The sequence below is a fragment of the Actinomyces israelii DSM 43320 genome, from assembly GCF_000711965.1.
Taxonomy (GTDB): Bacteria; Actinomycetota; Actinomycetes; order Actinomycetales; family Actinomycetaceae; genus Actinomyces; species Actinomyces israelii.
In genome coordinates this window covers 19254-39964 of record NZ_JONS01000031.1, presented here as the reverse complement: position 1 = coordinate 39964, position 20711 = coordinate 19254, and the positions used below count along the sequence as shown (strand labels likewise).

The window sequence follows — 20711 nt, the reverse complement described above, 5'->3', positions numbered from 1 at the left end:
AGGTGCTCCGCAGACGCCAACCAGGAATCCCGCAGCAGTTGCCCCAGAATGCCATTTTGTTTAATTCCGGCCATATCAACGGTGATCGACCTCAAACCAAAGCTTGGGGAGGGGCCGATCTGGGACGTGCGGACCGGGCGTCTGTGGTGGATCGACTCCCAGGACGGGCGAGTCTTCAGCAATGACGCCGACGGCGGCGGGCTCAGGGTGTGGGACGTGCGGGAGAAGGTCGGCTCCATGGCCCTGACCGAGGACGACGACGAGATCATTGTCGCGCTCCAGAGCGGTCTCTACTCCTACAACCTCGTCTCGGACGCACGCGAGCTCATTGCTGCGCCCGAGCCGGGACTGCCGAGTAACAGGCTCAATGACGGCAAGGTCGATGCGGCCGGGCGGTTCGTCTTCGGCTCGATGGACACAATGGAGGAGAAGGCCGGCGGGCGCCTCTACTCCCTGAGCGTGGACAGGGAGCTGACGGTGCTCGACGAGGGGATCATCTGCTCCAACGGACCCTGCTGGAGCCCTGATGGCGGCACCTTCTACTTCGCGGACACGTGGACCGGTGATATCTGGGCCTACGACTACGACCTCGCCACCGGGGAGGTCTCCAACCGGCGGGTCTTCGTCACGGTGGACACCTCCGACGGCGGCGCCTGCGACGGCATGACGGTGGACGCCGAGGGGTTCGTCTGGCAGGCGCACGTGTACGGGGGCAAGGTCAACCGCTACGACCCCGACGGCACGCTCGAGCGCCAGATCGAGATGCCCGTCCGCAAGGTCACGTGCCCGGTCTTCGGAGGGGACGACCTGGATCGGCTCTACGTGACGACCATGGCGCGGCCCCCGCTTCCGCGCTTCCCCGAGGACGGGGCGCGCAGAGGGGCGCTGCTCGTCATTGACGGCCTCGGCGTCCGCGGCTACGAGACGCCCCGCTTCGGCGCGGCTGCCCAGGGGTGAGCGTCGTGGCGCACAACACGCTCGCGAAGGGGGAGGCGCCGCTCCGCCTCGTCCCCGCCGGCTCCTGGGTCGCGCTCGGCGTCACCTGGTTCATCTGGGTCATCAACGCCTTCGACCGCGAGGTCATCCTCCGCCTGGGCCCATCGATCACCACCCACTTCCGGCTGAGTGCCGAGAGGTGGGGGGCCATCACCTCACTGGTCATGCTCGCACTCGCGGTCATGCCGATCGTCGGATCCAGGATGAGCGACAGGCACGGCGTGGGGTGGAGGCGCGCGTTCTTCCAGGTCCCTCTCGTTATCGCCTACAATCTCCTCTCCGCGCTGACCGGCATCAAGGCGATCGCCCACAGCTTCGTGGTATTCGTGGTTCTGCGCGTCGGCGTCAACCTGGGCGCCGGGTGGGGCGAGCCCATCGGGATCTCCAATACCGCCGAGTGGTGGCCCAAGGAGCGCCGGGGCTTCGCACTCGGGGTCCACCACACCGGCTACCCGGTGGGGGCGCTGTTCTCCGGCATTGTCGTCTCGGCGATGCTCAGGATGCTCGGCGACGAGAACTGGATGTACGTTTTCTTCGTCGGACTCATCGCCTCGATCCCGATCATGCTCTTCTGGTGGAGGTACTCCACCGAGGCCCGCCTCGACGAGACCTGTGCGAGGATCGCCGACCGCGGTATGACGGTGCCGCTGTCGAAGACCGAGGCGCAGGAGCACAGGGAGGCCAAGGGCGCCGTCCGCCTCTGCCTGCGCAACAGGGTCGTCATGTTGACCTCGGGAACAACCCTGCTCACGCAGATCGTCTACATGGGCATCAGCTACGTGCTGCCCCTGTACCTGGCGAACATCGTCGGCCTGGACTACGCGGCCGCTGCCGCCTGCTCCATCGTCTTCACCCTCACGGGCGTGTTCGGGCAGATCTTCTGGCCGACCGTCTCGGACTACCTCGGCCGTCGCACGACGATCGTCCTCTGCGGGGCCTGGATGGCCGTGGGCGTCGGCGCCTTCTACTTCGCCACGGCCATGCCGATGTATATCGGCCTCCAGCTCTTCTTCGGCATTGTCGCCAATGCGGTATGGCCGATCTACTACGCCTCGGCCACCGACCACGCGCCGAAGGGGGCGCACGGCACGGCCAACGGATTCATCACCACCGCCATGTTCATCGGCGGGGGTATCGCCCCCGTTCTCATGGGACGGCTCATCGGCCTCGGCGGCGGCTGGGAGGCCGCTACCGGATACCGGCTCACCTTCGTCGTGATGGCGGTCTGCGCCGCTCTCGGCGTGGTCTTCCAGCTCTTCGTCCCCAAGCGGGCGGCCGGCACGACCGAGCACGACGCCTGATCGGCTGCCCGCGTGCGGGAGGCTCCGCCACCCGCGTCAGAACCCGCTGCCGGCCAGTGCACGGCTCCGGCGGGGAGAACGCGTCACCATCTCCCCGCCGGGCCCGACGCCGGCACCACCGACTGAAAGGAACACCCATGGCAACGACGCCGCCCCAGGATAACATCGGCTTGCGGTTGAGCGCGCAGGAGGACGCACGCTTGGCCCGTGCGACGCGAACCAATTTCGGGCGCCTGATGCCGCTTCTTGCGGCCGCCTACATCATTGCGTTCATCGATCGGACGAATATCGGCATGGCGAAGGAGTCGCTCGAGACCTCCATTGGGCTGAGCGCCGCCGCGTACGGACTCGGAGCCGGGCTCTTCTTCGTCTGCTACGCGGTCCTCGAGATCCCCTCGAACCTCATTATGCACAAGGTGGGGGCGAGATTCTGGATCGCTCGGATCATGCTGACGTGGGGACTCATCTCCATGGCCATGGCATTCGTGTGGAACGAGGGCTCCTTCTACGTCCTGCGTGTTCTCCTCGGTGCGGCCGAGGCCGGTCTCTACCCGGGAATCATTCTGTACCTCTCGTACTGGTTCACGCAGAAGGACCGGGCGAAGGCGACCGGTCTCTTCTTGCTGGGCGTGTCCTTGGCGAACGTGATCGGCGCCCCTCTGGCGGGCGCGCTTCTGCGGCTTCACGGCCTGCTCGGGATTGAGGGGTGGCAGTGGATGTTCCTCATCGAGGGCGCCCCCGCCGTCGTCCTGTGCTGGCTCGTCTGGTACACGCTGCCGAACCATCCGCGGGACGCGAAATGGCTGTCGCCCGAGGACAAGAACCTGCTTCAGCGCGTCATCGACGCGGAGGACCGGGGAAGGGCGTCGGAGCATCACGACCTGCGCGCCCTGCTCCCCGTCCTGCGCGACCCGCAGATCTGGCTCGTCGTCGCTATCTACTTCACCCACCAGATCGCCGTCTACTCGCTCTCGTACTTCCTGCCCACAATGATCAAGTCCTACGACGCCTCGATGAGCACGATGGCCGTCGGCCTCATCACGGCGCTGCCATGGCTTGCGGCGGCGGTCGGCTCCACGGCGCTTCCGCGGTACGCGACGTCGATAGGCCGTGCTCGCGCCTTCGTCTCCGGTGGGCTCGTCTGCGTTGCCGGCGGACTGCTATCGCCCGGGTCTCGTCAAACCTGTGGACGGCCGTGTGCGGGTTCGCCATCGGAGCCCTCATGCTTTTCGTCATCCAGTCGGTCCTGTTCACCTTTCCGGCGAACCGCCTGTCCGGTGCCTCGGCAGCATCGGGTATCGCGTTTGTCAACATGTGCGGTCTGGTGGGCGGATTCCTCGGGCCGACTATATGCGGTCGGCTCGAGACCTCGACCGGCGACAAGCTCGCCGGTCTGTGGATGATGATCGGCCTGACAGTCATCGGCGCCCTGCTCGCCTGGGGCCTTGAGTACCGTAAGCCGGATTCCGGTGCCTGACGCCCCAGAAATTGGAATGTGTGGTGGCGGCACCGCGGGACAGCCGCCGGCGCCGCCACCAGTACCGAGGAGAAACGATGCGGATTGTGATCGCACCAGATTCCTTCAAGGGATCTCTTGACGCCGCCGGCGCGGCGGATGCCGTGAAGGCGGGCGATGACGCGGCCCGGAGTGCGCGGGCGGCGTCGGCCTCGTGGATCCGCCGTCATCCGGGGGCGCGCCGGTCGGGGACCGCCAACGATGCGCCGGCTGCGCGCGAGGAGGTATAGGCGGTGCTGCGAGGCGAGGACTACTGGCCCAGGTCCGTGACGGAGGACCTCGAGCCGGTCGAGGTCGACGGACGTCGCTGGCTCGGTTATCGCGGGGCGCCGGTGAGTCTCTACGACGCAGTCCGGAAAGCGGCGGAACGCCATCGCGACGACATCGCCGTCGTCGATGAGACCGGGGAGAGCCTCACGTACGCAGCGCTCATGGAGTGCGTGACCGCCGCTGCGGCCGCACTGGCGCGCCACGGGATCGGACGCGGGCGCCGCCTGGGCTGCCTCATGGACAACTCCGCGGACTTCATTGTCGTGTTCCTGGCGGCCGGCGCCTGCGGAGCGGTCTTCTGCCCTTTGCCGGGCAAGCTCCGGCGCCAGGAGGTGGTGCCGCTGGCGACCCGGGCCCGCCTCGATCTCCTGGTCTGCGAAACCGGCAAGGCCGAAGACCTCCGGGCCGCTCTGGGCGGCGTGAAGGTCGTGACGCCCGATGTCCTGCTTGAGCAGGGCGACGAGGACGGCGAGGTCCGCGCCGGCGTTCCGGGGGATCCGGAGAGCACCGCCATCCTCATGTTCACCTCGGGCACAACCGCTCGGGCCAAGGCGGTGCTGCTGTCCAACCGGGCGGTAATGCACGCGGTGACCTCCTATGAGCGCCTCCTCAGCGTCACCGATTCCGATCGCTCGATCATCGCCGTACCGATGTATCACATCACGGGGCTGGTGGCGATTATCGGACTGATGCTCTCCGTCGGCGGCCGTCTCTACATCCACCGGCGCCTGCGTCCGGCCCCCTGCCTCGACACGCTCGCCGGGGAGCGGATCACCTTCATCCATGCGTCCCCGACCGTCTTCGCCATGCTGGCGGACAACCGGCACCGTCAGCCCTCCCTGCCGTCGGTGCGGATGCTTGCGTGCGGGGCAGCCCACATGCCGGTCTCTCTCATCAGGGTCCTTCACGACTGGATGCCCGACATGGAGTTCCGCACCGTGTACGGCCTGACGGAGACGACGTCGCCGGGAACGGTCTTCCCCGACGACGCGGCCGTCTCGCCGAGGATCGGCTCCTCCGGCGTCCCCATCCCGGGGCTGCGGGTCAAGATCGTCGATGAGGAGGGGAGCGAGGTCCTCTGGGGGAAGCGCGGTGAGATATGCCTGTCCGGTACGAACCTGCTCACGCGCTACGAGTCAGAGTCCCCCGAGACCGGCCTGAGCGGGGACGGCTGGCTGCGGACCGGTGACATCGGCTACGTCACTCCGGACGGCTATCTCTACGTGGTCGACCGGCTGAAGCACATGATCAATCGGGGCGGTGAGAAGGTCTGGTGCACTGACGTCGAGGAGACCATTCGGTCCGTCGAAGGGGTTCGCGACTGCTGCGTGGTCGGCGTCCGGGACGCGGTGTATGGGGAGGCGCCCGCCGCCCTGGTCGTCCGCCGGCCCGGAGCATCGCTGACCTCCTCCAGCCTCAGGGCATCGCTGCGCGAGATGCTTGCCGCATATGAGATGCCGACGCGCGTGCTGTTCGTCGACCGGCTTCCGCAGACCGCGGGCATGAAGATCGACAAGCGCAGAGCCCGGGCTCTGTTGAGCGCCATGATCTGAGGACGCGGTGATGCGAGCTCCGGGCGGTGCGGCCAGGCGCCTCGGAGGCAGCCCCCCGGGCTGCTAATAGTGATACGAGCCGCTCGCGGCTGGTTTGAGAACGGGGCGGTTGGCCGCATAGGCTCATCTACATGAAAATCGTTCTCGCCAGTCTGGGTGTGGCCATCGGGGGCCGCACTCTCGTCGACGACGTCAGCCTCACCCTGGCCCGGGGCGCCCGGACGGCGCTCGTCGGCGCCTCGGGCGCGGGCAAGTCGCTGACCTGCGCCGCCCTGGCCGGAACGCTCACCCCCGCCGCGACCCTCACCGGCAGCCTCACGGTCGAGGACGCCGACGGCCCCGACGGTCCTGAGGGCCCCGGCAGAAACCTTCTGCGCATCCCGGCCGCTCTCCGCCCCCGCGCCGCCCGCGCGGCCCTCGTCCAGCAGGACCCCGCCACCGCCCTCCATCCGCTCATCCGTGTCGGCGAGCAGGTCGCCGCCGCGGCGCGCGCCGCCGGACGCAGCCGCCAGGACGCGCCGGCGCGCGCACAGGCCCTACTGCGGCGCGTAGGCATCGACCCCGCTCTCGCCGAACGGGTCCCCGGGCGCCTGTCCGGAGGGCAGCGCCAGCGCGTCGCGGTGGCCCTCGCCCTGGCCGCCGAACCGGTCCTGCTGCTGGCCGACGAGCCCACCACCGCCCTCGACGTCGTCGCCCGGGCCGAGCTCCTCGCCGTCCTCGACGACGTCACCGCCTCCGCCCCGGCTGCACCTGGCGCCGTGCCCGCCCCGGCTGCACCTGGCGCCGTGCCCGCCCCGGCTGCACCTGGCGCCGTGCCCGCCCCGGCCCTACTCCTGGTGACGCACGACCTCGCGGCCGCCTCCCTGTGCGACGAGATCGTCGTCCTCCACCAGGGGCGCGTCATTGAGCGCGGCCCGGCCCGCCGCGTCATCACCAGGCCCGAGCACCCCGTCACCCGCGCCATGTGCACCGCCGCCCGCGAGGAGACCCTGGCCGGCGCCCTGGCCGCCATCGAGGCCCGCGCCGACGTCACCGACTACCCCGTCGGCAGGATCGCCCGCCCCATCGCCCCGGCGGAGGCCCGCGCGTGACCGCACCCTGCCTCCGGGTCGCCGGACTGCGGCGCACCTACCCCGACGACGCGGGCCAGCGCCACACCGTCCTGCACGACGTCGACCTGCGCCTGGAGCCCTCCGAGAGCGTCGCCCTCCTGGGCCGCTCCGGCTGCGGCAAGACCACCCTCCTCAAGGCGCTCCTCCTCCTCGACGCCCCCGGGCCCGCCGACGCCGGAACCATCCTGCTCGACGGCGGCCCCGTCATCACCGGCCGCCGACGCCCCGGCGCACGCGCGCTGCGCCCCTACCGCCGCGCCGTCCAGTACGTGCCCCAGGACCCGGCCGCCAGCCTCGACCCGCGCCACGACGTCGTCTCCCAGATCACCCGCGCCCTCCGCACCCTCCGGGCGCCGGGCGGCCCCGACGGGCACGAGGCCGTCGCCGAGTCGCTCCTGGAGGCCCTCGACCTGCCCCGCCAGAGCTGGCGCCGCCGCCCCCACGAGATCTCCGGCGGCCAGGCCCAGCGCCTCGCCCTGGCGCGCGCCCTCGCGCCGAGCCCCCGCTACCTCCTCCTGGACGAGCCGGTCTCCGGGCTCGACCCCGCCCTGCGCCACCAGGTCCTCGACCTGCTCGCCGGACTCGCCGACGACGACGGCTGGTGCGCGCCCGTCACCGCCCCGGCTGCACCCGGCGCCGTGCCCGCCCCGGCCGGGCCGCAAGCGGCCCGACCCGCCGGCTCTGGCGCCGTGCCCGCCCCGGCCGGGCCGCAAGCGGCCCGACCCGCCTTGCTGCTCGTGTCGCACGACCTGGCGGCCGTCGCCCGCGTGTGCACCCGCAGCATCGTCATGGACGCGGGCGTCCTGGTCGAGGACGTCCCCACCGCCCGGCTGCTCGACGCTCCCGAGCATCCCGCCGCCAGGGCCCTGCGCGACGCCGTCCCCGCCCTCCCCGACTGAACCCGAGCCGACGCTCACCACCTCCCGTGCCGCCCGGCACCCGACACAGAAGGACCTGATCCATGGCCATCTCGCTCCTGTCCCGCCAGCCTCTCCACGGCCCCGCGCTCTCCCGGCGCCGCGTCCTCGCCCTGCTGGGGGCAGGCGCGGCGGCCGGCGCCGTCGCCGCCTGCTCGGGAGGATCGGGCTCCAAGGGCTCGACGGCCAACGGCCGTATCCGCCTGGCCATGCTCCAGCCGCCCCGCTCAGGCCTGAACCCCCTGTCCGACGACGCCTTCAAGCTCTCGCGCTGGTCCACCGCCGAGACCCTCATCTACCTCGACGCCGACGGCAACGCCCTCGAGGGCCTGGCCACCACCTGGAAGCGCGAGAACGACACCACCTGGCGCTTCACCATCCGCGACGGCGTCACCTTCCACGACGGCACGCCCCTGACCGCCGAGCGCGTCGCCGCCGCCCTGACCTTCGCCGCCGGGTACACGACCCCGCCGCGCATCCTCGACGGCGTCAAGCTCAAGGCCGCCGCCGAGGGCAGCGACGTCGTCGTTACCACGAGCGTCTCCGACCCCCTCGTCCCCCAGCGGCTGTCCAGCCCCCAGCTCGCCATCCTCTCCGAGGCCGCCTACCCCGCAGACGGATCGGCTGACGGCCCGGTCGACCCCGTCGGCCACGGCACCGGCCCCTTCACGCTGACCGCCGTCGACGGCACCGCCACCGCCACCCTCGAGCGCTACGACGACTACTGGGGCGACAAGGCCGCCGCCGCGGGCATCGACGTCACCTTCGTGCCCGACGGCACCGCCCGCGGCGCCGCCCTGCGCACCGGCGAGGCCGAGCTCGTCGAGGCGGTCCCCGTCTCCCAGGTCGCCACCGTCGACGAGGAGCTCCTCCACGAGGTGCCCATGCCCCGCACCGCCACCCTCTACCTCAACACCCGCGACGGCGCCTTCAAGGACCCCGCCCTGCGCGCCGCCGCCCGCGACGCCATCGACGTCGCCGGCCTGGTCGAGACCATGTACGAGGGGCACGCCGACGCCGCCGCCGGCCTGCTCGGCCCGGCCCTGTCCTGGGCCGCCGAGAAGCGCCCCTGGGGCGGCTCCGCCTTCGCGGGCGCCGACGGCGTCGCAGCCACCGGCAGGACCAACGGGGCCAAGGCCACCTTCACCAAGGCCGGCGCCGTCCCCTCCGGCACCTCCATCACCCTGGGCACCTACACCGACCGGCCCGAGCTCGCCGAGATGGTCGTCCTCATCGCCCAGCAGCTCGAGGCCGTCGGCTTCACCGTCAAGCAGGACGTGCGCGAGTACGCCCAGATCGAGGCCGACGCCCTGGCCGGCGCCTTCGACTGCTTCCTGCTCTCTCGCGCCACCGTCCTGGACTCCGGCGACCCGGTCGCCTACATGGTCTCCGACTTCTCCTCCACCGGCTCCTTCGCACTGAGCTTCCTGGCCGACAGCGCCGTCGACGCCGCCCTGACCAAGGCCGCCGGCATTGAGCCCGGAGAGGCGCGGCAGGACGCCGTGATCGCCGCCGAGGAGCTCATCCTCGCCAGCGGCGCGGCCGTCCCGCTCCTCCACGAGCGCGTCCTCCAGGGCGAGGCCGCCGGGCTCACCGGCGCCGAGCGGGACCCGCGCGAGCGCGCGCTCATCACCTCCGCGACCGCCGTCGCCTGAGCGCATGTCCACTGCGAGCCCCGCAAGCCCTGCGGGCCCCGGCCGGGATACCGCCCCGCGCCCGCTGCGCCGCCTGAGCCCGCTCCGCAGCGCGTGGCGCCAGTGGCTGCCCGCACGCGGGGCCGGCATTGACGGCATCGTCGCCGTCTCCCGGATCCTGGCCGTCCTCGCCCTGGTGGCCCTGGTGGGGATGCTCCCGTGGCTGTCCAGCAACGACCCGGCGCTGACGATCCTGCGCGCCACCAGCGCCGAGCGCGAGGCCACCCCCGAGGTGCTCGACGCCATCCGTGAGCGGCTGGGCCTGAGCTCGGGCCCGCTCGGCAGCATCGGGCACTGGCTCGGCGGCCTGCTCCATGGCGACCCGGGGGTCTCCTGGATCTCGGGCGACTCCGTGGGCCCGGGGACGCTCGACGCCTTCGGCGTGTCCCTGATCCTCATGGGCGCCTCCCTGGCCGTCGCGCTCCTGACCGCCGTGCTCCTGACCCTGCCGGCTCTCATGGACGGCCTGGCCGGGCGGCGCCGCAGCCGCGGAGGCGCCCTCGCCGCCGCGCTGACCTCACTGCCCGAGTACCTGCTCGCGCCCCTCCTGCTGCTCATCCTGTCGGTCTACCTCGGCTGGCTGCCGCCATACGGGTGGGGCAGGCCCGAGCAGGTCGTCCTGCCGGCCCTCTCCCTCGGGCTGCCCGGGGGCGGTCTGCTCGGCGGGCTCCTGTCGGACGCGGTCGCCGCGGTCTTCGCCGAGCGGTGGGTCACCACCTGGACGACGGCGGGCATCGGCGGGAGCCGGCTCGCCCTGGCCGTCCTGCGCCGGGCCCTGACACCCCTGACCGGGCAGATCGCGCTGGTCGTCGTAGGCCTGACCGGGGGCGCGGTCGCCGTCGAGAAGGTCTTCGCGATCCCCGGCATCGGGCGGGCGCTGCTTGGCTCCGCCACCGCCCAGGACGTGCCGGCGCTCCAGGCCGGGGTGCTGCTCCTGCTTCTCCTGGCCCTGGGCGCCGGGGCGCTGGCCGTGCTCGCCTCGCGAGCCCTGGTCGGCCGGGCCGCAGGCGCGGGCGGGCTGGCCGGCGCCCCGCCGGTGGAGCGCACCGGTGCCGGGGCCCGCGTCGTCGCCGTCCTCGGGGCGGCCGGCCTGGTGGGGCTCGTCCTGGCCGGGATCGGGCGGGACCCCTACGCGGTGGTGGCCCGCCGCCTGCAGGCGCCGTCGTGGGCGCTGCCGCTGGGGGCCGACGCCCTGGGGCGCGACGTGCTCGCCCGGGTGGCGCACGGCGCGGTCTCCACGGCGGCCTCCGCGCTGGCCGTGACCGCCGTGTGCGCCGTCATCGGGCTGCTGCTCGGGCTGTCCCCGCGCGCCTCGGTGGGGTTGGTGGAGGTCGCCAACGCCGCCCCGCCGGTGCTTGCGGGCCTCATGGTCGCCGCCGTCACCGGGCCGAGCGCCTCGGGGGCGGCCCTGGCCGTGGCCTGCGTTGCCTGGGCCCCGCTCGCCGCGCACGCCGCCGCGCTCGTCCAGGAGGCGCGTGAGCGCCCCGACGTCGCCCTGGCGCCCATGCTGGGGGAGGGGCGGGCGCGGATCATGCTCACTCGGGTGCTGCCGGGGGTTGTCCCCGTGCTCGTGCGGCACGCCGCCCTGCGCCTGCCGGGCGTGGCGCTGGCGCTGGCGGGGCTGGGCTTCCTCGGTCTGGGCGCCCAGGCGCCGACGCCGGAGTGGGGGCTCGTGCTGGCCGAGGCGCTGCCCTACATCGAGCGGGCGCCGTGGGCGGTGGCGACGCCGGCCGGAGCGCTCGTGCTCCTGTCGGTCACGGCGGTAGCCGCCTCGCGCTCGGGCCGCTCCTGAGGGGTGCTCAGGGGCGACTTGCGATACGACCCGCTTCCGGAGTCTTTGCGACCAAGGCGGGTGAGGGGCCGTGACTCGGGCCGGTCGGTCGCAGGCGCTCCGGCTCGTTGTTTCCGGTGATTCGGCCTTCCAGTTTAGCGGGAGGAGTCGCGGATGATGAGCCAGCCGCGGCCCAGTGGGCGCTCGAGGAGAAGTATGGCGTCCCCGAAGCCGGTGTCCCAGGGGTTGGTAATGCTGCTGAGGTCGACATCCTCTACCCAATCGGTGTCCGTTCCTGACACCGGATCGTGCTCCATGTATTCACCGTTGACGCTGGTGTGTGTGGTGACGTAGGTGCGGATGCTGGTGTCGGTGGCGGTGAAGGCGATGATGTAGCCCCAGCCGTTTGGGACTCGTGCGGCGAAGTTGGTGGCGGGGCTGATGGAGGTGACCTGGGCTCCTTGAGGCAGCTCGTGGCCGTCGCCGCTGGCGAGGATGTCGTCGAGGTGGTCCATGTCGGCCGGGTAGGGCGCGTCCGGCTGGACACTGGCGGTGCCCGTTGCCTGAGCGGCTGTTCGAGGCGTTCGAGCCGTTGACACGTCGTCCGGGCGGGAGAGGCTGCACCCCGCGGCAACGGCAGCAGCCACTATGAGAGCCGCGCCGATTGCTGCGCGCCGTGCGAGTGTGTGCCTGCCGCTTTTCATGGGCCAGCCCTGATTCTAGCGGGAGGAGTCGCGGATGATGAGTCAGCCGCGGCCCAGTGGGCGCTTGAGGAGAAGTATGGCGTCCCCGAAGCCCCAATCCCAGGGGTTGTAATGCTGCTGAGGTCGACGTCCTCCAGGTCCGTGTTCTCCGGCCGTGTCGTCGGGTAACGCTCGATGATTTTGCCGGGCATGCCAATGTGTGTGGTGACGTAGGTGCGGATGCTGGTGTCGGTGGCGGTGAAGGCGATGATGTAGCCCCATCCGTTTGGGACTCGTGCGGCGAAGTTGGTGGCCGGGCTGACGGAGGTGACCTGGGCGCCTTGGGGCAGCTCGTGGCCGTCGCCGCTGGCGAGGATGTCGTCGAGGTGGTCCATGTCGGCCGGGTAGGGCGCGTCCGGCTGGACACTGGCGGTGCCCGTTGCCTGAGCGGCTGTTCGAGGCGTTCGAGCCGTTGACACGTCGTCCGGGCGGGAGAGGCTGCACCCCGCGGCAACGGCAGCAGCCACTATGAGAGCCGCGCCGGTGGTCGGGTGTCGCAGGAGTGCGCGTCTTGTTCTCATGGTGGGCCCTCTCCGTGCTGGGGTGAGGACTCGCCCACCAGGTCGTACTCCTGGGCGAGGCCGGCCTGGTGCAGCTCCTGGAGCTGCTTGTCCGTTATTGGCACGCCGACGATTTTTGTGGACTTGGTTCCGTCCCAGTTGTACCGGTCGGCGGTGTGGACGCGGTAGTCGTACTTGTACGTCCACTCGGGGTTCTCGTCCGACGGCGGGTAGACGGTGATGGTGCCGTCCGTAGCGGCTTTGTAGCTGCCCGTGGCGTAGAACCAGCTCGGCTGCGTGTCCTGGTCGGTGTACTCCTGGGTCCACTTGGTGGTGAAGGGGTAGGTCACCGGCCCGGTCGCGCCTGTCTCCTGCGCGTCCCTCACCGCCTTCCCCGCCATGTCCTTAACGGCGGCCTCCGAGTTGTCGACAGCTGGGGCAGGTCGGTGAGCATCTTGTCGACGTTCATGCTCTGGGGGTCGCCGGTGTTGCCGAGGTAGTGGTGCAGGTTCGCCGCGGCGTCCGGCCACCAGGGGGAGAATCCATCGGCGGCGAGGGTGGCGGCCTCGTGGTTGGCGTAGTCGCCTGGGGTCGGGCTCGGCTGCGCGTGCGGGCCTGAGCCCTCGTTGTCGGAGTCGCCCTGGTAGTGCCAGGGCCTGACGCCGGGCATGTCCGCGTGCTCACCGGGAACCCCGTCGCCGAGCCAGTCGCCCTGGTTGTCGGCGTCCTCGTCGTCGTGCTGTCCACCGTTGCGCAGGCGGCCACCGCGAGAGTCACGAACAGCAGTGTCTCGCCCCTGCTGAGAACGGGTTGGTGCAGGCTGGTTGGGGTCGGGTGGTGTCGGCCAGGGCCCGGGCTGCGGGTCTGGCACGGCCAGGGCCCGGGCTGCGGGTCTGGTACGGCCAGGGCGGTCAGGGCGGTCAGGGTGCTTGCGTAGGCCGCATCGACCTGGTCGGCCAGGGTGAGGGCGGCTGTGACCATCTGCTCGAGCTCGGCGGCCTGCTCCTGGATCTGCTCGGCCGTCAGCCCGGCGAGCCCGGCAGCCGCTCCCATGCCGGCCCTGCTCGCGCCGGCCGCCTCGCCCGCGGCCGGGTCGGCGTCTGCGCTGGTGGCGGGGGCTGCCGAGACCGTGCCGTCGGGGTGGAGGGTGACCATGGGGTGGGCGTTGGCGTAGTCGAGGGCGGCCAGCACCTTCCTGCTCACCGCGGCCACGCCCTGGCCCGCCTCGGTGGTGGCCCTGGTCAGGGAGGTGACCTGGGCCAGGAGCTCTTCGTGGGACGCGCCGCAGCGGCTCAGGGCGGCGCGCGCGGCGTCCACGCTGGGGGCCTGGGAGGCGATCCGCGAGCCCGCCTGCTGCGCGTCCTGGGCCAGGTCGGCCACGGTGGTGCCCAGGGACCGCAGCGACTGGCCGGCCTCCGCCAGAGGCCCGTGGCGCCAGGCGCGCACGTCGGTCCAGGTGACCATGGCTCACTCCAGTCCTCTGGCGCGGGCCCAGCCTGCGGCCTGCCCCGCCCCGGCCCCGATAGTGGGCGTGGCTGCGGCCACGGCGCTGTCATTGCTGCGGTGGATGACCGCCAGGTTCTGGGCCCCGCCGCTGACCGCCCCGTACCGGCCGCCCAGAGCGGTCCGCCTGCCGTCCAGGCCAGCAGCGGCCGCTGCCACCAGCCCCGAGCTCGCCGAGCCCGGCACCGCCGAGGCGGCGCCGCCCACCGCCCCGGCCACATCAAGACCCCACAGCCCGTCGCACACCCCGCCCACCGAGGCCGCCAGCGCCTCAAGGCCACCCCCGACAACATGAGTACCCGCCGTCATCGCAGGCCTCCAGCACGCACACAGAAAAAGGGACCAGGCCAGTCAACAGGACCCCGGGAACAGGCCGAACCATCGCACTCGTAATAACCCGAACCCCAGAAGTGAGACTACCGCCACAACCCACACCCTGTCCAGACCCCCGACGCACGGACTCGGCACTGCTCCCCGGGCTTTTCCGGCCCTGTCGGCACTCGGCGGCCCATGGAGGCGCCCGCGTCCTGGATTATCGCCACGCCCACGGGCGCCCGAGGCGGCCGAGAGTCGCTCATCTACTGTCATCTACAGTGAGGCCGTGAACGATCCCGCCGTCGACACCCCCTGGGACTCCGCCCAGTACCTGCGCGCCATCCTGCGCGCCCCCGTCTACGAGGCCGCCGAGCACACGCCCCTGCAGGAGCTGCCCGCCCTGTCCGCGCGCCTGGGCAGCATCGTGGAGGCCAAGCGCGAGGACCTTCAGGCGGTCCACTCCTTCAAGATCCGCGGCGCCTACAACGCCATGCGCTCCCTGACCGGCGCCCAGCGCGCCCGCGGCGTGATCACCGCCTCCGCCGGCAATCACGCCCAGGGTGTCGCGCGCAGCGCCTCGATCCTGGGCGTGCGCGCCACCATCGTCATGCCCACCGTCACCCCGCGCATCAAGGTCGACGCCGTGCGGTCGCTGGGCGGGGAGGTCGTCCTGACGGGCGAGAACTTCGACGCGGCCAAGGCCGAGGCGCAGCGCCTGTCCGCCGCCGAGGGCCTGACTTTCATCGCCCCCTTCGACGACCCGCGCGTCATCGCCGGCCAGGGCACCGTCGGCCTGGAGATGATCCAGCAGGACGCCGAGCTCGACCGCGTCTTCGTGCCCGTGGGCGGCGGCGGCCTCGCCGCCGGCGTGGCCGTCCTGATCAAGCAGCTCATGCCCGACGTCGTCGTCATCGGCGTCGAGCACGAGGAGTCCGCCTGCCTGGCGGCGGCCCTCACCGCCGGCGAGCCGGTCACCCTCGAGCGCGTCGGCCTGTTCGCCGAGGGCGTCGCCGTGCGCCGCATCGGCGAGGAGACCTTCCGCCTGTGCTCGGCCCTCCTCGACGACGTCGTCACCGTCTCCTCCGACGAGACCTCCGCCGCCGTGCGCGACCTGTTCGAGGACCTGCGCGCCGTGCCCGAGCCCAGCGGCGCCATCGCCCTGGCCGGCCTGAAGAAGTACGTCGCCGCCCACCGCCTGCGGGGGGAGCGGCTGGCGTGCGTGCTCTCGGGCGCGAACCTCAACTTCCACCAGCTGCGCTACATCTCCGAGCGCAGCGAGATCGGCGAGCAGCGCGAGGCCATCCTCGGGGTGACCATCCCCGAGGTCCAGGGCGAGTTCCTGCGCTTCGCCTCCGTCCTGGGCGGGCGGGCCGTCACCGAGTTCAACTACCGGGTCTCCGCCTCGGCGCCCCCCGGATCGCCGGCCCGGATCTTCGTGGGCGTGCAGCTCACCCGCGGACGCGACGAGCGCACCGAGATCGTCCACGACCTGAGGGCCGTGGGCTACGGCGTCGTCGATCTGACCGACGACGAGCTCGCCAAGGTCCACGTGCGCTCCATGATCGGCGGCCGCGCCCCCGCGGGGCTGACCGAGCGGCTCTTCAGCGTCGCCTTCCCCGAGGCCCCCGGCGCGCTCATGCGCTTCCTGGAGGTGCTCGGCACCCGCTGGAACATCACCCTGTTCCACTACCGCACCGACGGCGCCGACTACGGACGGATCCTGACCGCCTTCGAGGCGGGCCCCGACGACGTCGCGCTCGCCGAGCACATGGACCGCCTCGGATACGCCTACAACGAGGAGACCGACGACCCCTCGGCCCGCTTCTTCCTGGCGCGGTGAGCGCCGACGGGCCGTCCTCGCGCGGAGGACGACGTGAGGCGACTCATTGACTTACGAAATGGATTTTCCAGGACTGAAAGCTTAGATTAATTCATGACTCAATGACCGGCGCGCCTCGGGCGCGACCGGTCCCGCACCGATTCCGTGGAGGATCCTCATGACCCGTCTCGCCGTCATCACCGGCTCCGTCCGTCCCAACCGCGTCGGCTCTGCGGTCGCCCAGTGGGTCGCCGAGAGGGCGAGCACCGTCGAGGGCGCCGAGGCCGAGGTCCTCGAGCTGGCCGACTTCCGCCTCCCGGTCTTCGCCGAGGAGATCCCCCCGATGATGGCCGCCCCGAAGGACCCGGCCGCCGTGGCGTGGAACGAGGCTCTGGCCCGCTTCGACGCCTACGTCTTCGTCACCCCCGAGTACAACCGCTCCATCCCGGGCGCCCTGAAGAACGCGATCGACTTCATCGTCCCGTCCGTGCTCGCCAACAAGGCCGTCGGGCTCGTCGGCTACTCCTACCTGGGCGGGACCCGCCCGATCGAGCACCTGCGCGGCATCCTGGTCAACTTCACCACGGGCGTCGTGGGCAGGCAGGTCAACCTGTCCCTGGCCACCGACTTCGACGAGGGCGCCTTCGCGCCCGCCGCCTACCACGACGGCGAGGTCCCCGCGATGGTCGAGGCCGTCGTCGCCCAGGACAGGGCGCTCGCCGCCCTGCGCTGAGGCGCCCGGCGCCGGCTGGGGCTCGAGCAGGACGACCGGCCCTGGTCCTGCCGAGAGCCGGGGCCCGGGCCGACCGCTCCCGGCTGCGGGTGGCCCGAGCTGGCCGGCCGTCGTCGCCGCCCTTGCCTGCGAGGGCGACGTCCTCTTCGCAGCGCGGCAGCCCGCGCCGTCCGGCGCTGCCTCAGGCCAGGTCGAGGCCCCGGTAGCGGTTGACCGCCCCGGCGACGTCCACCATGCGCGGGCGCACCAGGAAGGCCGGGCGCTCGTGGACCGCGCCCAGCGCGTCCAGGCCCTCGTCGTCCAGCAGCGCGTCCAGGTCCTCCAGGCACTGCGCCAGCGGCGAGGCACCGTCGAAGCGCTGCTCCAGCAGAGCCCGCAGCGCGTGCGCGATCGCCTCGGCCTGGCCGGGGTCGACAATGCCGGACACGTCGGCGACGTCGACCTCCTCGCGGTCCAGCTGGAGCTGGTCCAGGCCGCGCGAGCGCGTGCGGATCGGCCCGCGCCGCTCGCGCGGGGGCGAGGGCAGCGGCATGCGGGGGCTCGCCGTCGGCCACTGCGGCAGCGCCGTGGCCTCGCGCGGCTGGGAGGCCACGACGGCGGCCGCCTGCTCGGTGGCGTCGCGCAGGGCGTAGGAGTCCATGAGCAGGATCCGGTCGGCGACGTCCAGGTAGTCGCCCGACCCGCCCATCACCATGACCGTGGAGACCCCGGCGGCCGCCAGCGCCCCGACGCGGTCGACGAAGGGCGTGATCGGCTCGCGCTCGTCGGCCACCAGGGCGCGCATGCGCGCGTCGCGGATGAGCAGGTTCGTCGCCGAGGTGTCCTCGTCCAGCAGCAGGGCGCTCGCCCCGGCCTCGATGGCCTCGATCATCGAGGCGGCCTGCGAGGTCGAGCCCGAGGCGTTCTTGGTGGTGAAGGAGACGGTGTCGCGCCCGCCCGGCAGGTGCGAGATGAAGGGCGACAGGTCGACGCCGGTGACCGCCCGGCCATCCGCGGCGCGCACCTTGACCGCGTCCGGCACCGTGGCCACCAGCTCGCGGCCGTCCCCGGGCACGTGCGGGTAGACGCCCCGCTCGACGGCGCTCAGCAGCGTCGACTTGCCGTGGTAGCCGCCGCCGACGATGACAGTGACCCCCGCCCTGATGACCGTGCCGCGCACCCGCCCGGCGTGCGGCAGGTCGACCTCGGCAGCCAGCGGCTCCGGCGCCTCGAGCGGCACGGCGCCCGCGCGCATGGGCTCGTCGCTCACCCCGGAGCGGCGCGGCAGCAGGGCGCCGTCGGCGAGGAACGAGACCCACCCGTTGGAGCGAACGACACCGGTCAGCGCCCGGTGGTCCTCGAGCGCGGCCACATGGGCGAGCAGCCGCTCGGCCCGCTCGCCGGTCAGGTCCAGGGCGGTGCCGAGCGCCCGGGTCAGGTCGCGCGAGATGATGCGGGCGGCCTCATGCCCCTGGATGGAGCGGCCGCGCGCGGGCAGCGCCACGCGGGCGCGCACCTGCAGCGTCCAGGCGCTCGCAGCCGCCGGCTCCCCCTCGTCCTCGGGCTCCTCGGACAGGGCGACGACGGCGGAGCGCTCCAGGACCTCCTGACCGGGAAGGGCGATGGACAGGCTCGTGCCCTTGAAGCCCGCGCGCAGCTCGCGGGTGAGGAAGTCCCGCACCGCCAGACGGCGGTCGCCGGTGGTCAGGAGCGCGCGCTCCTCCAGGACCTCCAGGCCGGGCAGGTCGGCGGGGACCTCGACGCGGATGCGGGTCGGGGGAGCGTAGGGGTCGGGCTGGACGCGGTCGACGTGCAGGACCCAGCCCTCGGGCGCCTCGTAGCGGCCCACGATCGCCTTGTACGCCGCGTAGGAGCGGTCGTCCAGGGCGTGGAGGTGCCCCACGAGGTCGGACAGGGCGCCGTCTCGCGGCTCGTCGTCGTAGTCCCGGCGCGCGCGCCGGGACCGGTAGCCGGAGCCGTCATCGCGGCGCCCGCCCCGCCTGTCGTCGGAGCGCCCGCCGTAGCGGCCGCCCGAGCCGTAGCCCCGGCCGCCTCGATCGCCGCCGCGGCGCCCGCGGGAGTCGTCGCGGCGGGCCGGGCCGTATCCGTTCTCACTCATGGACCGATCTTGGCACACCGCCGGCCCGTCCACCGGCCCGTGCAGCGGCTCATGCTCCCCTCGCCGAGACCGGTCCGGTTCCGCGCCGAGATCGGTTCACTTCCGCGCCGAGATCGGTCCGGTTCCGGCTCGAGATCGGTCTGCGGCCCTGATCCCGGCATGCGCGGCGCACCGCCGTCGTGAGCAGGTCCAGGCTCGCCGAGGTGATCGACCAGCGGTGCCAGAACAGGGTGCGGTCCAGCGCCGCCAGCCCGGGCACGGGTACCAGGCCCGGGTGATCGGCCGCCTGGGCGGCGGGCAGCATGCCCCAGCCCAGGCCCGCCTCAACGGCCGCGGCGAACCCGGCCGCCGTGGGGACGACGGCGCGCGGCGCGATTGCGGGCAGCCCCGCCGCGCGCAGGGCGAGGTCCTGCATGTCGTCGTCGGCGTCGAAGCGGGCCACCGGCAGCGAGGAGGCCGTGGCGCCGTCGGCGAGGAGCCCGGGCGCGACGACGGGGACGTAGCAGATCGCCCCGAGGCGCTCCGCCCGGCAGCCGGCCACGCGCGTCCCCGACGACGACACGGCGCACATCACCCGGCCCGAGCGCAGCAGCTCGGCGGTGCGGCCCTCGTCGGCCACGACCAGGCGGAGGCGGCAGCTCCACCCGGCGGCCTCGCGCAGGACCGCGGTGAACCAGGTGGCCAGGGAGTCGGCGTTGACGGCGACCGCGAGCTCGACGGGCTCCCCGGCCCTCAAGGGCCCGGCGGCCTCTGCGGGCTGCGCTCCGGCCGGCGCGTCGAGGTCGAGCTCGGCGGCCATCTCGGCGGCGAGGAGCGCCTGCTGGCGGGCGTAGCGCAGCACGACCTCGCCGTCGGCAGTGGGGGCGCAGGGGGAGCCGCGCTGCACGAGAACGCGGCCGAGGGCGGATTCCAGAGCCCGGATCCGCTGACTGACGGCGGATGTCGAGATCCCGAGCCGGCTGGCCGCCGCCTCGAATGTGCCGGCGTCGACTACGGCCTCCAGGGCGCCGAGCTGATCGGGGTGCATGAAGGAAGGCTTCATGAGTTGAAGATTATCGCGCTGGTCTTCACGACCGTGCCGCGCCTAGCCTCGGCGCGTGAGCACAGCGACCTTGACGACCATCACCACCGTGACGACCGCGGCTGCCGCGGCGACCACAGCGCCGGCGTCACTCCCGGCAGCCGCCCCGGGCGACGCGTCATTCGGCATGACTCCCGTCCTGACCGGCTTCGGCACCGGGCTCGGCCTCATCGTCGCCATCGGGGCCCAGAACGCATGGGTGCTGCGGCAGGGCGTGCGCCGCGAGCACATCGGGCTCGTCATCGCGATCTGCGCGCTGAGCGACCTCGTGCTCATCACGGTGGGGACCGGGGCGATTCGCGCCGTGACGGGTCTGGCCCCCTGGGCGCTCGAGGCGCTGCGCTGGGGCGGGGCGATCTACCTGGCGGCCTTCGCGGTGTCCTCCTTCCGCTCGGCGCTGCGCCCCGGCGCGCTGGAGGAGTCGGCGGCGCGCCCGGCGGCGTCGGTCGCGGCGACGACGCTGGCGCTGACCTGGCTCAACCCGCACGTCTACCTCGACACCGTCCTCATGCTCGGCACGGTCACCAACAACTTCGGGCCAGCGCGGTGGTGGGCGGCGGCCGGCGCCTGCGCGGCCTCCGTCGTGTGGTTCGCCGGGCTCGGGCTCGGGGCGCGGGCCCTGTCCGGGCCGCTGTCGAGCCCGAGGACGTGGCGGGTGGTCGATGTGCTCGTCGGCTGCGTCATGCTGGGGGTCGCCGCGCACCTGGCCCTGGGCGCCTGAGCCGCCCTCGCCCGTCGTCTATCTTTCATCGAGATCGGTCCAGGGACCGATCCCGACGCGGTTTACGA

18 protein-coding genes are annotated in these 20711 nt (G+C 72.4%); 11 read left to right on the top strand and 7 right to left on the bottom strand.

The genetic code is table 11. The features are described from left to right. From O145_RS10960 to O145_RS10925, 8 genes are all read left to right on the top strand, one after another. A partial coding sequence (locus tag O145_RS10960; RefSeq protein ID WP_229118513.1) for an SMP-30/gluconolactonase/LRE family protein occupies positions 1–957 on the top strand: 957 nt, incomplete at its 5' end. A gap of 5 nt (positions 958–962) precedes the next feature. Continuing rightward, the gene (locus O145_RS10955; RefSeq protein ID WP_052375023.1) at positions 963–2297 is read left to right on the top strand and encodes an MFS transporter; all 1335 of its coding nucleotides are present in this window, start codon (positions 963–965) and stop codon (positions 2295–2297) included. 137 nt (positions 2298–2434) lie between these two features. Then, positions 2435–3700 carry an MFS transporter gene (locus tag O145_RS10950; protein WP_229118512.1) on the top strand — a complete coding sequence of 422 codons (1266 nt, stop codon included), beginning with the start codon at positions 2435–2437 and terminating at the stop codon, positions 3698–3700. 346 nt (positions 3701–4046) lie between these two features. Next, a complete protein-coding gene (locus tag O145_RS10945) occupies positions 4047–5636 on the top strand; it encodes a class I adenylate-forming enzyme family protein (protein WP_043562923.1) in 1590 nt (529 codons plus the stop codon). Between the two features lie 131 nt (positions 5637–5767). Further along, complete coding sequence (locus O145_RS10940) at positions 5768–6727, top strand: ATP-binding cassette domain-containing protein (protein WP_084682555.1); 960 nt, start codon at positions 5768–5770, stop codon at positions 6725–6727. Continuing rightward, on the top strand, positions 6724–7647 hold the full coding sequence (locus O145_RS10935; protein ID WP_229118511.1) for an ATP-binding cassette domain-containing protein: 924 nt from the start codon (positions 6724–6726) through the stop codon (positions 7645–7647). The genes O145_RS10940 and O145_RS10935 overlap by 4 nt, the downstream gene beginning before the upstream one ends. Before the next feature lie 62 nt (positions 7648–7709). Continuing rightward, positions 7710–9320 (top strand): ABC transporter substrate-binding protein, encoded by a 1611-nt coding sequence (locus O145_RS10930; protein WP_052375016.1) that lies wholly within the window; start codon positions 7710–7712, stop codon positions 9318–9320. A 4-nt stretch (positions 9321–9324) separates the two neighbouring features. Next, positions 9325–11151, top strand: coding sequence for an ABC transporter permease subunit (locus O145_RS10925; protein WP_084682554.1), 1827 nt, complete (start codon positions 9325–9327; stop codon positions 11149–11151). Positions 11152–11285: 134 nt separating this feature from the next. Here O145_RS10925 and O145_RS10920 read toward each other — a convergent pair whose 3' ends face one another. The 5 genes from O145_RS10920 to O145_RS18235 all read right to left on the bottom strand — a co-directional run bounded on the left by O145_RS10920 (position 11286) and on the right by O145_RS18235 (position 14185). After that, the gene (locus O145_RS10920) at positions 11286–11645 is read right to left on the bottom strand and encodes a hypothetical protein (RefSeq protein ID WP_043562921.1); all 360 of its coding nucleotides are present in this window, start codon (positions 11643–11645) and stop codon (positions 11286–11288) included. 185 nt (positions 11646–11830) lie between these two features. Continuing rightward, the gene (locus O145_RS10915; protein ID WP_229118510.1) at positions 11831–12208 is read right to left on the bottom strand and encodes a hypothetical protein; all 378 of its coding nucleotides are present in this window, start codon (positions 12206–12208) and stop codon (positions 11831–11833) included. A 182-nt stretch (positions 12209–12390) separates the two neighbouring features. Continuing rightward, entirely contained in the window at positions 12391–12774 is a 384-nt protein-coding gene (locus O145_RS19270) for a hypothetical protein (RefSeq protein WP_229118509.1), read from the bottom strand. 64 nt (positions 12775–12838) lie between these two features. After that, the gene (locus O145_RS19265; RefSeq protein WP_229118508.1) at positions 12839–13837 is read right to left on the bottom strand and encodes a hypothetical protein; all 999 of its coding nucleotides are present in this window, start codon (positions 13835–13837) and stop codon (positions 12839–12841) included. A gap of 3 nt (positions 13838–13840) precedes the next feature. Then, a complete protein-coding gene (locus tag O145_RS18235; protein WP_043562920.1) occupies positions 13841–14185 on the bottom strand; it encodes a hypothetical protein in 345 nt (114 codons plus the stop codon). A 292-nt stretch (positions 14186–14477) separates the two neighbouring features. On the opposite strand from O145_RS18235, the gene ilvA reads away from it, so the two are divergent. Together ilvA and O145_RS10895 are read left to right on the top strand one after the other, a co-directional pair. Beyond that, positions 14478–16031, top strand: coding sequence for a threonine ammonia-lyase, biosynthetic (ilvA, locus tag O145_RS10900; protein ID WP_043562918.1), 1554 nt, complete (start codon positions 14478–14480; stop codon positions 16029–16031). A 157-nt stretch (positions 16032–16188) separates the two neighbouring features. Further along, on the top strand, positions 16189–16743 hold the full coding sequence (locus O145_RS10895) for an NADPH-dependent FMN reductase (RefSeq protein WP_043562916.1): 555 nt from the start codon (positions 16189–16191) through the stop codon (positions 16741–16743). A gap of 181 nt (positions 16744–16924) precedes the next feature. On the opposite strand, the gene O145_RS10890 is transcribed toward O145_RS10895, so the two are convergent. Both O145_RS10890 and O145_RS10885 read right to left on the bottom strand, forming a co-directional pair. Continuing rightward, on the bottom strand, positions 16925–18841 hold the full coding sequence (locus O145_RS10890; RefSeq protein WP_043562915.1) for an ABC-ATPase domain-containing protein: 1917 nt from the start codon (positions 18839–18841) through the stop codon (positions 16925–16927). Between the two features lie 49 nt (positions 18842–18890). Then, positions 18891–19883: an ArgP/LysG family DNA-binding transcriptional regulator gene (locus tag O145_RS10885; protein WP_084682552.1), complete on the bottom strand. Its 993-nt coding sequence runs from the start codon at positions 19881–19883 to the stop codon at positions 18891–18893. 55 nt (positions 19884–19938) lie between these two features. Between O145_RS10885 and O145_RS10880 the strand changes: the two genes are divergently transcribed. After that, the gene (locus tag O145_RS10880; RefSeq protein WP_229118507.1) at positions 19939–20643 is read left to right on the top strand and encodes a LysE/ArgO family amino acid transporter; all 705 of its coding nucleotides are present in this window, start codon (positions 19939–19941) and stop codon (positions 20641–20643) included. Positions 20644–20711: the final 68 nt, after the last annotated feature.

Excerpts from the sequence above, each read along its gene's own strand:
- O145_RS10950 (WP_229118512.1), top strand. The coding sequence starts at position 2,435 with ATGGCAACGACGCCGCCCCAGGATAACATCGGCTTGCGGTTGAGCGCG.
- O145_RS10940 (WP_084682555.1), top strand. The coding sequence starts at position 5,768 with ATGAAAATCGTTCTCGCCAGTCTGGGTGTGGCCATCGGGGGCCGCACT.
- O145_RS10930 (WP_052375016.1), top strand. The coding sequence starts at position 7,710 with ATGGCCATCTCGCTCCTGTCCCGCCAGCCTCTCCACGGCCCCGCGCTC.
- O145_RS10925 (WP_084682554.1), top strand. The coding sequence starts at position 9,325 with ATGTCCACTGCGAGCCCCGCAAGCCCTGCGGGCCCCGGCCGGGATACC.
- O145_RS10920 (WP_043562921.1), bottom strand. The coding sequence starts at position 11,645 with ATGGACCACCTCGACGACATCCTCGCCAGCGGCGACGGCCACGAGCTG.
- O145_RS10915 (WP_229118510.1), bottom strand. The coding sequence starts at position 12,208 with ATGGACCACCTCGACGACATCCTCGCCAGCGGCGACGGCCACGAGCTG.
- O145_RS19270 (WP_229118509.1), bottom strand. The coding sequence starts at position 12,774 with ATGGCGGGGAAGGCGGTGAGGGACGCGCAGGAGACAGGCGCGACCGGG.
- O145_RS19265 (WP_229118508.1), bottom strand. The coding sequence starts at position 13,837 with ATGGTCACCTGGACCGACGTGCGCGCCTGGCGCCACGGGCCTCTGGCG.
- O145_RS18235 (WP_043562920.1), bottom strand. The coding sequence starts at position 14,185 with ATGACGGCGGGTACTCATGTTGTCGGGGGTGGCCTTGAGGCGCTGGCG.
- O145_RS10895 (WP_043562916.1), top strand. The coding sequence starts at position 16,189 with ATGACCCGTCTCGCCGTCATCACCGGCTCCGTCCGTCCCAACCGCGTC.
- O145_RS10890 (WP_043562915.1), bottom strand. The coding sequence starts at position 18,841 with ATGAGTGAGAACGGATACGGCCCGGCCCGCCGCGACGACTCCCGCGGG.
- O145_RS10885 (WP_084682552.1), bottom strand. The coding sequence starts at position 19,883 with ATGAAGCCTTCCTTCATGCACCCCGATCAGCTCGGCGCCCTGGAGGCC.